12 protein-coding genes are annotated in these 13,726 nt (G+C 63.4%); 8 read left to right on the top strand and 4 right to left on the bottom strand.

Going from position 1 to position 13,726, the window contains the following annotated elements:
* Positions 1-11: 11 nt before the first annotated feature.
* Genes ACFWP0_RS13250 through hpaH form a run of 3 tightly spaced genes read left to right on the top strand, consistent with a single transcriptional unit; the run spans position 12 to position 2,540 of the window.
* Complete coding sequence (locus ACFWP0_RS13250) at positions 12-884, top strand: amidohydrolase family protein (protein WP_377842598.1); 873 nt, start codon at positions 12-14, stop codon at positions 882-884.
* The gene (locus tag ACFWP0_RS13245; protein WP_377842596.1) at positions 881-1,768 is read left to right on the top strand and encodes a fumarylacetoacetate hydrolase family protein; all 888 of its coding nucleotides are present in this window, start codon (positions 881-883) and stop codon (positions 1,766-1,768) included. Before ACFWP0_RS13250 ends, ACFWP0_RS13245 begins: the two co-directional genes overlap by 4 nt.
* On the top strand, positions 1,758-2,540 hold the full coding sequence (gene hpaH, locus ACFWP0_RS13240; protein ID WP_377842595.1) for a 2-oxo-hept-4-ene-1,7-dioate hydratase: 783 nt from the start codon (positions 1,758-1,760) through the stop codon (positions 2,538-2,540). Before ACFWP0_RS13245 ends, hpaH begins: the two co-directional genes overlap by 11 nt.
* Positions 2,541-2,592: 52 nt before the next feature.
* On the opposite strand, the gene ACFWP0_RS13235 is transcribed toward hpaH, so the two are convergent.
* Positions 2,593-3,381, bottom strand: coding sequence for a FadR/GntR family transcriptional regulator (locus tag ACFWP0_RS13235; RefSeq protein ID WP_377842593.1), 789 nt, complete (start codon positions 3,379-3,381; stop codon positions 2,593-2,595).
* A 175-nt stretch (positions 3,382-3,556) separates the two neighbouring features.
* On the opposite strand from ACFWP0_RS13235, the gene ACFWP0_RS13230 reads away from it, so the two are divergent.
* The 5 genes from ACFWP0_RS13230 (at position 3,557) to ACFWP0_RS13210 (ending at position 9,212) form a co-directional block, all read left to right on the top strand.
* Positions 3,557-4,537: a 2-hydroxyacid dehydrogenase gene (locus ACFWP0_RS13230; protein WP_377842592.1), complete on the top strand. Its 981-nt coding sequence runs from the start codon at positions 3,557-3,559 to the stop codon at positions 4,535-4,537.
* Between the two features lie 24 nt (positions 4,538-4,561).
* Positions 4,562-6,022: an NAD-dependent succinate-semialdehyde dehydrogenase gene (locus tag ACFWP0_RS13225; RefSeq protein WP_377842590.1), complete on the top strand. Its 1,461-nt coding sequence runs from the start codon at positions 4,562-4,564 to the stop codon at positions 6,020-6,022.
* A gap of 31 nt (positions 6,023-6,053) precedes the next feature.
* Positions 6,054-6,962, top strand: coding sequence for an NAD(P)-dependent oxidoreductase (locus ACFWP0_RS13220; protein ID WP_377842589.1), 909 nt, complete (start codon positions 6,054-6,056; stop codon positions 6,960-6,962).
* Positions 6,963-7,038: 76 nt separating this feature from the next.
* The gene (locus ACFWP0_RS13215) at positions 7,039-8,187 is read left to right on the top strand and encodes a mandelate racemase/muconate lactonizing enzyme family protein (protein WP_377842587.1); all 1,149 of its coding nucleotides are present in this window, start codon (positions 7,039-7,041) and stop codon (positions 8,185-8,187) included.
* A gap of 38 nt (positions 8,188-8,225) precedes the next feature.
* On the top strand, positions 8,226-9,212 hold the full coding sequence (locus tag ACFWP0_RS13210; protein WP_377842586.1) for a tripartite tricarboxylate transporter substrate binding protein: 987 nt from the start codon (positions 8,226-8,228) through the stop codon (positions 9,210-9,212).
* A 33-nt stretch (positions 9,213-9,245) separates the two neighbouring features.
* Here ACFWP0_RS13210 and ACFWP0_RS13205 read toward each other — a convergent pair whose 3' ends face one another.
* From ACFWP0_RS13205 to ACFWP0_RS13195, 3 genes are read right to left on the bottom strand one after another with little or no spacing between them, the layout of a single operon-like run.
* A complete protein-coding gene (locus ACFWP0_RS13205; protein ID WP_377842584.1) occupies positions 9,246-10,241 on the bottom strand; it encodes a serine hydrolase domain-containing protein in 996 nt (331 codons plus the stop codon).
* Positions 10,242-10,250: 9 nt separating this feature from the next.
* On the bottom strand, positions 10,251-11,852 hold the full coding sequence (locus ACFWP0_RS13200; RefSeq protein ID WP_377842583.1) for an ABC transporter substrate-binding protein: 1,602 nt from the start codon (positions 11,850-11,852) through the stop codon (positions 10,251-10,253).
* 38 nt (positions 11,853-11,890) lie between these two features.
* Positions 11,891-13,717, bottom strand: a complete 1,827-nt coding sequence (locus ACFWP0_RS13195) for a S9 family peptidase (protein ID WP_377842581.1) — start codon at positions 13,715-13,717, stop codon at positions 11,891-11,893.
* Between the last annotated feature and the right edge of the window lie 9 nt (positions 13,718-13,726).

The following is a 13,726-nucleotide window of genomic DNA, read 5'->3' as shown; positions in this document are numbered from 1 at the left end:
GACGCAGAACGATGACGCAATACCAGCCTTTCCATTCCCATCCGACCGCCCCGGCGTATCGCCTGCCGCCGCGCTCGTGCGACAGCCAGTTTCATGTGTTCGGCCCCGCGGAGCGCTATCCGGTGCGTCCGGGCGCGGCCTATGAGATGCCCAGCGCCACCATCGAGACCGCGCTGGGCCTGCACCGGCTGCTGGGCATCGAACGCGGTGTGATCGTGCAGGCCACCACTTACGGCGCGGATCACCAGGTGGTGCTGGACGGCCTGGCCGCCGCCGGCCCTTCGTATCGCGGCTGCGCGAACGCGGTGGTGCTGGCAGAGCGCGACGACAACTACATCCAGAAGCTGCACGATGCGGGCGTGCGCGGCGCGCGCTTCACGCGCCAGGGCCTGGGCATCAGCATGGCGCCGGCCGTGTTCGACCGCGCCATCGCCCGCATTCGCGAGCTGGGCTGGTACGCCAAGTTCCAGCCCGAGCCCGACGGCATGATGGCGCAGGCGGCGCAGTTCGAGCGGCTGGAGATTCCGGTGCTGCTTGACCACATGGGCCGCGCGGACCCAAGCGCGGGCGCGGCCGATCCTACCCGCCGCATGCTGGAAGCGCTGCTGGCGCGCGGCAACTTCTGGATCATGTTGTCGCTGACCGAGAAGATCTCGCGCACGGGCCCGCCCTGGGACGATGTGATCCCGCTGGCCCAATCCCTGATCGCCGCCAATCCGGACCGCGTGGTCTGGGGCAGCGACTGGCCACATCCGGTGTCGGTGAAGGCCACACCCGACGAAGGCCGCCTGCTGGACCAGCTGGCGCGCTATGCGGGCGACGAAGCCACGCTCAAGAAAATCCTGGTCGACAACCCCGCCCGCCTGTTTGGATTCGACGAATGAAACTGCTCAGCTTTACCCATCACGGCCGCTCCCGCTTTGGCGCCCTGCGCGGCCAGCACGAGATCGTCGCGCTGGATGGCCATGGTCACGACAGCCTGCGCGCTGCGCTGGAAGCAGGCGACCTGCCCGCGCTGGCGCGCCTGGCCGAGGCGCTGCCCGTCACCCACAGGCTTGACCAGGTGCGGCTGTTGCCGCCTGTCCCCGCGCCCGAGAAGATCATCTGCGTAGGCGTGAACTACGGCAAGCGCAACGAGGAATACCAGGACGGCAGCGCGCCGCCGGCCTATCCCAGCGTGTTCCCGCGCTTTCCGGGGTCCTTCGTGGGGCACGGAGAGCCCTTGCTGCGCCCGCCCGAGTCGGAGCAGCTCGACTACGAAGGCGAGATCGCCATCGTGATCGGCAAGGCCGGACGCCGCATCTCGGCGGCGGATGCCTGGAGTCACGTCGCGGGCCTGACCTGCCTGAACGAGGGCACGGTGCGCGACTGGATCAAGCACGGCAAGTTCAACGTGACCCAAGGCAAGAACTTCGACGCCAGCGGTTCGATGGGGCCGTGGCTGGTGACGGCCGACGAGTTCGATCCGGCCGCGCCGCTCACCGTCAGCACGCGGGTGAACGGCGAGCTGCGCCAGCAGGACACGACCGACAACCTGATGTTTCCCTTCGCCGAACTGATCCGCTACATCTCCATCTGGACCACGCTCAAGCCCGGCGACGTGATCTCGACTGGCACGCCGATAGGCGCCGGCGTGCGCTTCACCCCGCCGCGTTTTCTGAAGCCGGGCGACGTGGTCGAGGTGGAAGTGGCCGGAATCGGCATCCTGTCCAACCCCGTGGCCGACGAACCGGCCGCACCCGCACAAGGAGCCCGCCATGCTCAATGAAGAAGACCGCGCCCGCGCCGCAGGCCTGCTGCTGGAGGCAGAGCGCAGCGGTGTGCCCACCACCCAGCTCGACCAGGCCTTTCCGGGCATTGAGATTGCGGACGCCTACGCGATCCAGAAACGCATCATCGACGAGAAGATCGCCGGCGGGGCCCGGCTGCGCGGCCACAAGATCGGCCTGACCTCCAAGGCCATGCAGAGCACGGTGGGAATCGACGAGCCGGACTACGGGCATTTGCTGGACACGATGTTCTATCAGGATGGCGAGACCATCCCGATGGGCAAGCTGATCGTGCCGCGCGTGGAGGTGGAGCTGGCCTTCGTGCTGGGCAAGCCCCTGCACGGCCCCGATGTCAGCCTGTTCGACGTGCTGGACGCCACCGACTACGTCGTGCCGGCGCTCGAATTGATTGACGGGCGCAGCAAGTATCCGCGCCGCATCGTCGACAACATCGCGGACAACGCCGCCTGCGCCGGCATCGTGCTGGGCGGCCGGCCCGTGCGCCCGCTGGACATCGACCTGCGCTGGGTAGGCGCCCTGCTCCTGAAGAACGGCGTGATCGAGGAGTCGGGCGTGTCGGCCGCCGTGCTCGGGCATCCGGCGCTGGGCATCGCCTGGCTCGCCAACAAGCTGGCCCAGCACGACACGGGCCTGGCCGCCGGGCAGATCGTGCTGGCCGGGTCGTTTACCCGCACCGTGGCGGTGAAAAGCGGCGACACCCTGCATGCCGACTACGGCAAGCTCGGCAGCATCTCGGTGCATTTTTCCTAGGACGCTGCGGGGAGTGTTGCCGCCGCAAGCCCGGGGGCCTTGCATGGCATGCCTATTTTCTTTTCCTGAGCTCCGCCGCCAACCGGGTCCGCGCCAACCTGCCGGCCGCCGCCCGGCTGGCGCCTTGCCAATACTCGGGGTCCACATTCTGAATGCGCTTTGCGGTGCTCAGCATGTGGTGAAACGCCGCAGCCCTGGCCGCGTCGATGTCCTGGCTTTCGATTGCGGCACGTATCGCCTCGTGTTCGCTGCGCACGTCGTCGGCCAGTTGCGCTTGGCGCGCTTCGTTGCCGCGCGTGACCCGTATGGCATCTTTCAGGGCCCGGGTCAGCATGCCAAGCAACTCCGGATAATGCGGGTTGCCGGTGGCGCGGGCGATGGCAATATGAAATGCCAGGTCTTCCTCCACGCCATCACCGCCCAAGTCGACAGCGTTGTCGATGTCGACGAGCGCCCGATTGATGCGCAGCATGTCCTGCGCGGTGCGCCGCTCCGCCGCCAAAGCTGCCATTTCCCCTTCCAGGCCGCGACGCAATTCAATGATGCGCAGCACCCCGCGGGCAGGGTCTTCGTCAGGCTGGCCAAGCCGGAAAGCGTCGCTGGATGCGGGGTCAAGCACGACCGTCCCGCTACCCTGGCGGGTATCCACCAGACCCGCTGACTTCAGGCGCGAAATCACTTCCCGGACGACGGTACGGCTGACGCCATACTGCTGCGTCATGAATCTTTCGGTGGGCAGCCTGGAATCCACCGGATATGCGCCACGGCGGATCTCCTCGGCCAGCATGTCCGTAAGCCGGTCGGCCAGCGTTCTTTCACCGCTTTGCTTGTTCTCTTGCATGACTCGACGAGCGCCCTTTGATCCTTCCGTCTTGCGGGCTGGAAGCTTGGCCTCTCGCCTGGCGGGCTGGCCGCGGCGGTTAGGGCAACTACTAGCAGCTCGAAATTTTGTTTGTTGATAAATTGGTACGACAAATTAATAATATCAAAAAATCACAAGGGAGGCATCGCGGGAGATGGCAGCCAACGCAACAACGCCCCGGGCATACCTATGCCGCCGGTTCACCGAAAGTGTCGAAGCCGCCCTGGCAAAACGCTACGACTTGCGGCTCAACGAGCCGGACGGCATCTTGTCTCCTGACGAAATCGTGCAATCGGCGCGGGGATCCGAAGTGCTGTTCGCCAGTGCGACCGAGCAGATCAACGAGCAGGTTCTACGCCAACTAGCCCCAACCTTGCGCTACGTCGCAACGCTTTCAGTGGGCTACGACCACATCGATATGGCTGCCGCGCGCGAGTTGGGCATCGGCGTTTTGCACACGCCCGATGTGCTGAGCGACGCCTGCGCTGAAGTCGCAATGATGTTGATGCTCAACGCATGCCGCCGTGGACACGAAGCGGACCGCATGGTGCGCGGCGGCCGCTGGCCGGGCTGGAGCCCCACGCAATTACTGGGAATCGGCCTGAAGGGAAAGCGGGTCCTGGTGTTCGGCATGGGCCGCATAGGCCGGGAAGTCGCGGCGCGGGCCCAGGCCTTCGGCATGGAAATCCACTATCACAACCGGCGCGCGCTTGCGCCCGAACAGGCCGCTGGCGCCATCTACCACGCGAACCTCGACCAGGCACTGCGAATTGCCGATGTGCTGGTGATAGCGGCTCCCGGTTCCCCGCAATTGAAAGGGATCATCAACGCCGAACGCATCGCGTGCATGCCCGAGCGCGCCGTGCTGGTGAATATTTCGCGCGGCGATCTGGTGGACGACGACGCATTGACCAGCGCGCTATCGACCGGGCGCCTGTTTGCGGCGGGGCTGGACGTGTACGCCAACGAGCCCAATATCGACCCGCGCTACCGCGAGCTGGACAACGTATTCCTGTCTCCGCACATCGGCAGCGCCACCCAGGAAACCCGCGATGCCATGGGCTGGCTATTGATCAATGGTCTGGACGCCCTCTACCGCGGCGCCGTACCCGACAACCTGCTCAATCCACGCTAGCCCCCCCATGTCACGAGACTCCTGATGAACCTGAAACGACCTGAGCTATTCCGGCAGCAATGCCATGTAGACGGCCAATGGATCAATGCGTCCAGCGGGAAAACCATAGACGTCGCCAACCCCGCGGACGGAACCGTGCTCGGCACGGTGCCCTCGCTCAGCGGGCCTGATGTGCGCCAGGCCATCGAGGCCGCGAACCGCGCGCTGCCGGCGTGGCGTGCAATGGCTGCCAAGCCGCGCGCGCAATTGATCCGCCGATGGTACGAATTGTGCATGGCGCACCAGGAAGACCTGGCCACGCTGCTGACGCTGGAACAAGGCAAACCCATCAAGGAATCCCGTGGCGAGATCGCCTACGGCGCGTCATTCCTGGAGTGGTTTGCGGAAGAGGCGAAGCGCGTTTATGGCGACGTCATTCCGGCAGCCACGGCAGACCGCCGCATTATCGTCATCAAGCAGCCTGTCGGGGTGGTGGCCGCCATTACGCCGTGGAACTTCCCTAACGCGATGATCACCCGCAAAGCCGGCGCGGCGCTGGCCGCCGGCTGCACGATAGTCATCAAGCCCGCCACGTCCACGCCCTACTCTGCGCTCGCGCTTGCCGCATTGGCTCAGGAAGCCGGCATTCCCCCAGGCGTGCTCAACGTGGTAACGGGAAACTCCGGAACCGTCGGTGAAGAAATCACCAGCAATCCCCTGGTCCGCAAACTGTCGTTTACCGGCTCGACCAGCGTCGGCAAGCTGCTGATGCAACAGTGCGCGGGCACCATGAAGAAAGTATCGATGGAGCTGGGCGGCAATGCGCCCTTCATCGTGTTCGATGACGCCGATCTCGACCTGGCCGTGGCCGGCGCCATGGCATCGAAGTTTCGCAATGCAGGCCAGACCTGCGTGTGCGCGAACCGGATTTTCGTGCAGGACGGCATCTATGACGCGTTCGCCGAGCGTCTCAAGCAGGCAGTGCTGTCCTTGCGAGTGGGCGCCGGCCTTCAAGAGGACGTCGATCTCGGCCCACTGATCGACCAGGCGGCTGTCGACAAGGTGCAAGAGCATGTGGACGACGCCATTGCTGGCGGGGCGAGCGCGCTGATAGGCGGCCGCACGCATGAACTTGGCGGCTTGTTTTACGAGCCGTCCATTCTCGTGAATGTTTCGCGGCAGGCAAAGCTGATGCAGGAAGAGACTTTCGGACCCGTTGCCCCGCTGATACGGTTCAGCGCCGAACAGGAAGTCATCGACCTTGCAAACGATACGCCGTTTGGACTTGCCGCCTATTTCTACACGTCGGACTACCGCCGCGCCTGGCGCGTCGCGGAAGCGCTCGAGACCGGCATCGTGGGCCTGAACGAGGGCATCATCTCGACCGAATTGGCGCCTTTCGGCGGCATCAAGGAATCCGGCATCGGCCGCGAAGGGTCGAAGTACGGCGTGGACGATTACGTCGAGATCAAATACATCTGCGCCGGCGGCCTGGGCGCCGCCTAGGTCGGACTGGACGGTTTCAGGAGCAATCCCCATGACAGAAAAAAAGCCGAGCATCGGCCTGATTGGCGCCGGCATGATGGGCTCGGGCATTGGCGCCAGCCTCTTGCGCAACGGCTTTCCCTTGACCGTGCTGGAGCATCCCGGCAACCAGCCTTTGGATGACTTGCTTGCAGGCGGGGCGAACACCCGCCGCCAGGCTTCGGATCTGGCCGCCGAGGTCGACATCCTGATTCTCTGCGTGACGGGATCTCCCCAGGTGGAAGAGGTTCTCTTCCAGCAGAATGGCGTGCTGCAGGGCCTGAGGCGCGGCGCCACGGTGATCGACTGCTCCACAGCCATCCCCTCTTCTACCCGCAAGATCGCCAAAGCCGTTCAGGATGCGGGCGGATACTTCCTGGATGCCCCGATGACGCGCACACCCAAGGAAGCCGCGGAGGGCCGCCTGAACCTGATCGTGGGCGGCGACAGGCAGGTCTACGAGCGCTGCCTGCCCGTGCTCCGGAGCTATGCCGAGAATATTGCCTACGCAGGCGGCGTGGGCAGCGGCCACCAGATGAAGCTGCTGCACAATTATGTGTCTCTTGGATTCTCGGCTGTGTTGGCCGAAGCAGCCGCGTGCGCACAGCAGGCGGGAACGGACCCGAAGACATTCTGCGACATTCTGGCCGCGGGCGGCGGTGGCGGCGTCGTGCTGAATCGCCTGCGCCCTTATATCGAATCCGAAGATCCTTCGGGCTTCCGATTCTCGATATCCAATGCGCTGAAGGACATGGGCTACTACTGCACCATGGCCGAAGAGCAAAGCGCTCATGATGTGCTTGCCCTGGCAGTCAGGCAGCTATATGAAGACGCCACCCAGGCAGGCCTCGGACAATCTCCGGTGCCTGTGCTGATTGACCGTCTTGGCGGCGCGCCACCCGCTGCCGCCGCAGGGAAATGACTCAACCCAACCAAAGCCGCGCGTATCGCCCGGTCCGTCCCGTCAATCGTGAATGCTGTGTAAAAAAGGAGATCCCGTGAAAATCACCCACATTACCGCAGTGCCAATTTCCTACCGTCTGCCCGAAGGCAAGACAGTGACCATGGGAGTGGGCAGTACGTTGAAGCGCGATGCCATCGTCGTGCGCGTGGAAACATCCGAAGGCATCGTGGGCTACGGCGAATCGCATCCTGGGCGCAGCCCGGGGGCCATTGTCAGCCTCATCCACAACACACTGTCGCCGCTGCTTGTCGGCATGCCCGCGACCGACGTCGTGGGCGCATGGCAGCGTGTGCATCGCATGCAGTTTTCGAGCCATGGCCTGGGGGCCGGCACCGCCCTGGCGTTGTCCGGCATCGATATGGCTTTGTGGGACATCCGCGGCAAAGCGGCCAACATGCCGCTCTATGAACTATTGGGCGGCTCGCGCAAGCGCCTGCCTGCCTACGCCGGCGGCATTGCCCTGGGATACCAGGCACCGCAAGCCCTGGCGGAAGAAGCGCAGTCATACATCGAGCAAGGCTACCGCGCGGTCAAGCTGCGCATCGGCGACACGGTCAAGGACGATATTGCCCGCTGCCTGCACGTACGGAAAGTGCTGGGAGACGACATCGATATCCTGACCGATGCGAACACGGCCTACACCATTGCCCAGGCGCGCCGCGTGCTGCCGGTGCTGGCGGACATTCAGGCGGGCTGGCTGGAGGAACCGTTTGCGTGCAACGACTTCGCCTCCTATCGCGAAGCGGCCAAGATCACTCCGATTGTTCCGCTTGCCGCAGGCGAAAACCACTTCATGCGGTTTGAGTTCGCCCAGATGCTTGAGGCGGGAGCGGTACAGGTCTGGCAACCGGATCTCTCGAAGACCGGCGGCATTACCGAGGCCCTGCGGATCGCCGCGATGGCTTCCGCCTTCCGTATCCCCATCAATGCGCACAGCTCGGCAACCGGCCTGAATCACGCCGCAACGCTGCATTTTCTGGCGGCAACCGAGAACGCCGGGTATTTCGAAGCCTGCGTTTCGCACTTCAATCCGTTCCGGGACATGTTCGGCTCAACCTTCGCGATCGGCGCGGACGGTTGCGTGGAACCGCCCACCGGGCCCGGCCTGGGGGTGGACGTCGACGAGTCCATATTCAACAAGTTTCCAGCAGTGGATGGGCCGGGATATGTCGTGAAGTTCTAGATCAATAGACACAAGACCCCAGGGTCGAGGAGACAATCATGAACATTAAAAAACTGATCTCGCTGCTGGGTGGCCTGAGTCTCGCGCTAGCGTCGGCCAGTCCATTCCTGGCCAACGCGGCGGAAACCTACCCCAGCAAGCCTGTCCGGATCGTTGTTCCCTATACGCCAGGCGGGTTCAACGACACGCTCGCCAGGACAGCCAGCGAGTACCTCACCAAGGCATGGAAACAGTCGGTGGTCGTCGAGAACAAGCCCGGCGGAAACACCTTGATCGGCAACACCATCGTCGCGCAGTCGGCGCCGGACGGCTATACCTTATTGATCACGCCGCTGCCGTTCTCGGCGCTGCCTGGGCTTTACCGAGAAAAGATGCCCTACGACGCCCTCAAGGATTTCGAACCGGTGATCTGGGCGGGCAGCACACAGAATATTCTTGCCGTGCGTGCCGACTCGCCGTTCAAGAACGTCAAAGCGCTTATCGCTTACGCCAAGGCCAACCCGGGCAAGCTCAACTATGGCTCGACGGGCTCCGGTTCATCGAACCATCTGTCGATGGAGCTGTTCCTGGAATTGACGGGCACCAAGATGACCCACATTCCCTACAAGGGCAGTGCTCCTGCTGTTTCCGCCCTTCTTGCCGGGGATATCGATGTCTTGTTCGACAACTTGCCGAACGTCTACCCCAACCTCATGGCGGGCAAGCTCGCCGGGCTGGCTGCCACGGGCGCCAAGCGTCCTGCGCTGCTGCCCGATGTTCCAACCGTGGTCGAAGCTGGCGTGCCCGGATATGAGGTGACGGTGTGGTTTGGCATGCAAGCCCCGGCAGGCACGCCCGCGGATGTCGTGAAGAAAGTGAATGCGGGCATGACGGGCATGCTGCGGGATAAAGACGTGATCGATAGATTCGGCAAACAGGGCGTGGAAATCGTGGCCAGCTCCCCGGCTGAGTTCAAGAAGCTGGTCGGTTCCGAAGTCCAGAAATGGACCGGCGTCATCGATCGCGCGGGAATCAAGATCGAGTAACCGCCGGCATGGCCAAAAAGCGAAGGCCAGCCATCACCCCCTGGCCGCAAATATCGCCTTCAGCAGCCTGCCAAACCCAGGCTTGCTGATCGCGCGGCCTTTGATGTCCGTATCCACGCGGTGTATCACCACCATATCCAGCGCCGGGACCACCAGGCAGTAATGCCCGCCTGCTCCCATCGCGGCATAGCTGCCCTTCGGGGTGACGCAGCCCGGCACGAAGACACCGTCGCGCTCCAGCCACCACATATAGCCGTAAGCGCCCTGCTGGCCGGCATGCGAATAAGGCAGGACGTTTTCTTCGGCCCAGCCTTCGGGCAGCACCTGGCGCCCCGACCAGCGTCCCTTTTGCAGCAGGAGCTGTCCAAAGCGCGCCAGATCGCGCGAAGACATGCGGAAAGGATAGGCGTTGTGCCGGCTTTCCTCGAAGGTCTCGAGCCACGCGTCCGGCCTCTCGCCTTCCAGGCTGAAATCTTCCATGCGCACATGGCTGGCGATGCGGTCGGCAAAGGCCTGGGCGACGGATTTTCCGGTCTGCTGAACGAATATCGTGCCCAGGGCGTTGAAGTCCCAGTTGTTGTAGCACCAGAAGGTGCCGGGCGAGTGCGAATGGCGCTTTTCCTTGATCATCTTCATCCATTCGGTTTCATAGCCGGCAGGATGATAGATGCCCGAACGCGCGGTGAGCAGGTCGTGGACATCCGCGCGCTTCTCGATGATGGACAGCCCTTCGTTGTCGTCTATGCCCAGCTCTTCGAGGGTCGCCTCCAGCCGGATGACGCCCGAGGCAATGTCCTCGCCCATCATCGCCGCCAGGAACGACTTGCGCATCGAATGGCAAAGATACTTGTGCGTGATGTCGCCCCAGGACCAGACGATCTTTCCGCCCTGGACGATCAGTAGGCAGTCGGTCTCCTGAGTTTCGCAAAGAGACTTCACGGCGTCCAGGCCGCCGGCCTTCCAGCCGGCGGCTATCGGGTCGGCGCCTTCCCAGGAACCTTCGGGATTGGTGCAATCAAGTTCAGTCATCTTGGCGCCTTATTTCGTCGCGTCGCCGTAGTAGACGCGAAAGCCGTTCCATTTCCAGTTGTGCACCGTCTTCAACATGGCGGCGTTGTGCTGGATCTGCATGATGTAGGCCATCGGCCCCTTCTGCATGATCTCGCGCTGTAGGTCGTGGTACATCTGCTGGCGCTTAGCCGGGTCGCGCTCGAAGAGCGCCGCTTCGACTTCCTTGTTCATGTCTTCGCTGTAGTAAGACGAGCGCCAGCTGGGATACTGCGTCAGCTTGGCCTCCAACGCGTTGTCGGGATTGGCGACGAAACGCGATGCCATGCTGTTTGCGTCCGCGACCGAGGCCTTGAAGCCCAGCAGCGCGCCCTGGAAATCGCGGGCGCGGGTCTTGGCATAGAGTTGGGCATTGGCCATTCTTTCGATGCTCATCGTAATGCCCGCCTTCGCCGCGGCTTGCTGCATCGTCTGGGCGATGGGGTCGGCATAGGGGTCCGAGCCTATGATCATTTTGAAGCTGAAGCCGTTCGGATAGCCGGCCTCGGCCAGCAATTGCCTGGCCTTCTCCACATCCAGCTTGAAAGGCTGGCCCTCTTTCTGGTCCAGCGCTCCAAAGGCGCCAAGCTGCACGAAGCTTGCGCGCGGCACGCCGATGTCTTTCATCACGCTGGCCGCGAGGCCCTGGTAGTCGATCAGGTAACGCATCGCCAGACGCACTTTCTCTTTGGCAAAAATCGGATCCGACAGGCTCATTCCCAGGTAGTACATCGTGGGCTGCAGCGAACTCGAAACCTGGAGCTTGTCGTTCGCGGCTATGGCTTTTAGGTCGTTGGGATTCAGGTTGCGCGCAACATCGATGTCGCCTTTCTCAAGCAAGAGGCGCTGGGTGCCGGCCTCGGCCACATGGCGGATGACGATCCGCTTGAGCTTGTTCCCGGACGGACCGCTATAGTGTTCGTTGGCTTGCAGGACCACGGATTCGCCCTGGTTCCAGCGCGCAAGGCTGTAGGGACCGACACAGGATGTATTCGAGTTCAGCCAGCCGTTGCCCATGTCGTCGCCCTTGGCACGGGATTCGACGGCTTTGCGGTTGAGCATGTACGCCACGCGGTTTTCGGCGATGGACCCCACGACAAGCTCCACCGGATAGGGCCTGTCGAGCTTGAGCACGATGGTCTTGTCATCGGGCGCCGTGATCGTTTGCTCCATGTTCTGCTTGTCGAAGCCAAACTCGGTCAGGGTCGCGGCATTGCCGAAGCCTTGGGAAAGCACGCGGCGCATCGACCAGATCAGGTCGCTGGCCTTCGCGGGGCTGCCGTCCGGAAAAACGATGTTGTCCTGCAGGTGGAACGTGATGGTCTTGCCGTCTTCCGAGGCTTCCCAGCTCTTGGCCAGGGCCGGAACATACTTCGACGCGTCTTGCGGGTCGGATGCCACCAGCGCGTCGCAGACGTTTGCCAAGATCTCCGCGGTGAGAGCCTCGGCCACCTGCGCCGGGTCAAAGGTCGAGATCGCATCGATGTTGCTGGCCATGACCAGCGCGTTGCCGGGGGTGGCGCCGGCGGCCGGCAGCGTGAATGCACTCAGCGCCGAAAGCAGGGCGATATTGCGTTTGACACCGTTCTTCAAGATATGAACTCCTGAGCAAAGTTGTACGACTGCTACGGTTAGAGGGTGTTGGCCAGCCATGCGGCGACCGTGCCATAAGCGCGCTGCTTGCTGCTGACTCTTGAGAAGCCATGACCCTCATGTGGCACACGCAGGATTTCGACCGGATAGCCCAAACCCCGCAGACGCGAGAAAACCTGTTCGCCCTGCTCCGGCGGCACGCGCGGATCGTCGGCGCAATGCACGACCAGCAAGGGCGCCCTTACCCGTCGCAGCGCGTGCACGGGCGAAATGCTTGCAAGAAAGCCGGCATCGCGCACAGGGTCTCCATACTCGGCGGCGCGCATCGCCCGCCGCCATGGGCCGGTGGTCTCCATCAACGTGGTGAAGTTGGAGATTCCGTAGATATCGACGCCAGTGCGCCATAGCTCCGGCGCCTCGGTCAACGCGGCCAGCACCATGAATCCACCGTAGGACTGGCCCATGACCCCGATCCGCGAAGCGTCCACGTCGGGCCGCGCGGCAATGGCGCGCGCAAGCTCCAGCAGATCGCCCACCGCATCCATGCGCTTGCCTGCGTCGTCGGCCTGATGATATGGACGTCCGTAGCCCGTCGATCCGCGTACATTCGGGGCGATGACCATGATTCCGCGCGACAGGTAATGCTGCACGTCGGCGCGAAAGTTTGGCAGCCACTGCATCTCGGGCCCGCCATGAACGATGAAGAGCACCGGCCAGCCTGCCGCGGGCTTTTCGCCCATAGGTGGGTACACCAGATAAGGCACCACGGTGCCGTCAAAGCTTGCCAGGCGCGCGGGCTCCGGCATCGCCAGCGACCGCAGATCCACCTTGCCCGGGACGGGCGGCGTGACCTGGGTGCAGCGGCCGGTAGCCGGGTTGCAGCGCCAAACGGACGGAGGCTGCACCGGGCTCTCAAGGGTGGCCAGAAGGTCGCCATCCGGGGCGCAGGCCAGCGACGTTGCCACGCCGGCAAACGGCAAGGCAATTTCGCGCAGATCGGCCAGCGTGTCCCCAGTCGCCATCAACGTTGTGTAGCCGTCGCGGTTGACGGCCAGCGCCATGCGGGCATGATCGGGCGTGAGCGCGAAGGCGTCGATGTCGTGTCCTTCAATCGAGGCAAGCACGCTGACGCGTTGCTCCGCGAAATCCAGCCATTGCACCGCATGGAAATCGCGCGCCTGGTCGCACAGCACGAAGGCGCCGGATCCGTCCTTGTGCAGCTTGACCGAACGGAAAATCGTTCGTCCGGCCCGCGGCAGGAATGGCCGGACCTCGCCCGTCTGCAGCGACAACAGCAACAGATCCTGATCAGCGGTTCCGCGAGTCGAGTCGCGCAGGATGAGACTGCCGCCATCCGGCGTCCATGCCAGCACTTCTTGAAAACCGGCGCCCTTTCGTACCCTCTCGGTTTGACCGGTGGCCAGATCCATGACGACGACATCCATCAGATAGGGATCCCGGTCATTGGCCGTCCAGGCAATCTGGGTGCCGCACGGCTTCCAGGCGCCCCATTTGTGCACCACGCCAGGCGCCGAGGTCAGCGGATACGCCTGTCCCGATGCCTGCGGCAGCAGCCAGAGCTGGAAGCGTTCATCCATCCCGACATCGGTGGTGAACAGCAGGTCGCGATTCTTGGGCGAGAACGCGATCTGATCCACCCGCTCCGGCAGGTCGGTCGCTTGGCGCATGTTCCCGCCATCCGGGTCGCAGAACCAGATCTGGGGCAAGCCTGACCGGTTTGAAATGCAGGCCATAAGACCGCCATCGGGCGCAAGCGCCTGGGACCGGGTTTCGCGCAGATCGATCAAATCCGCGATGGGAATGTCAGTGCGGGCAACAGTTTGCTCAGTGGAAAAATCGGTCATGGCGCTCTG

The sequence above is a fragment of the Achromobacter sp. NPDC058515 genome (assembly GCF_042721735.1).
Taxonomy (GTDB): Bacteria; Pseudomonadota; Gammaproteobacteria; order Burkholderiales; family Burkholderiaceae_B; genus Achromobacter.
This window is presented reverse-complemented; position numbering and strand designations above follow the sequence as displayed.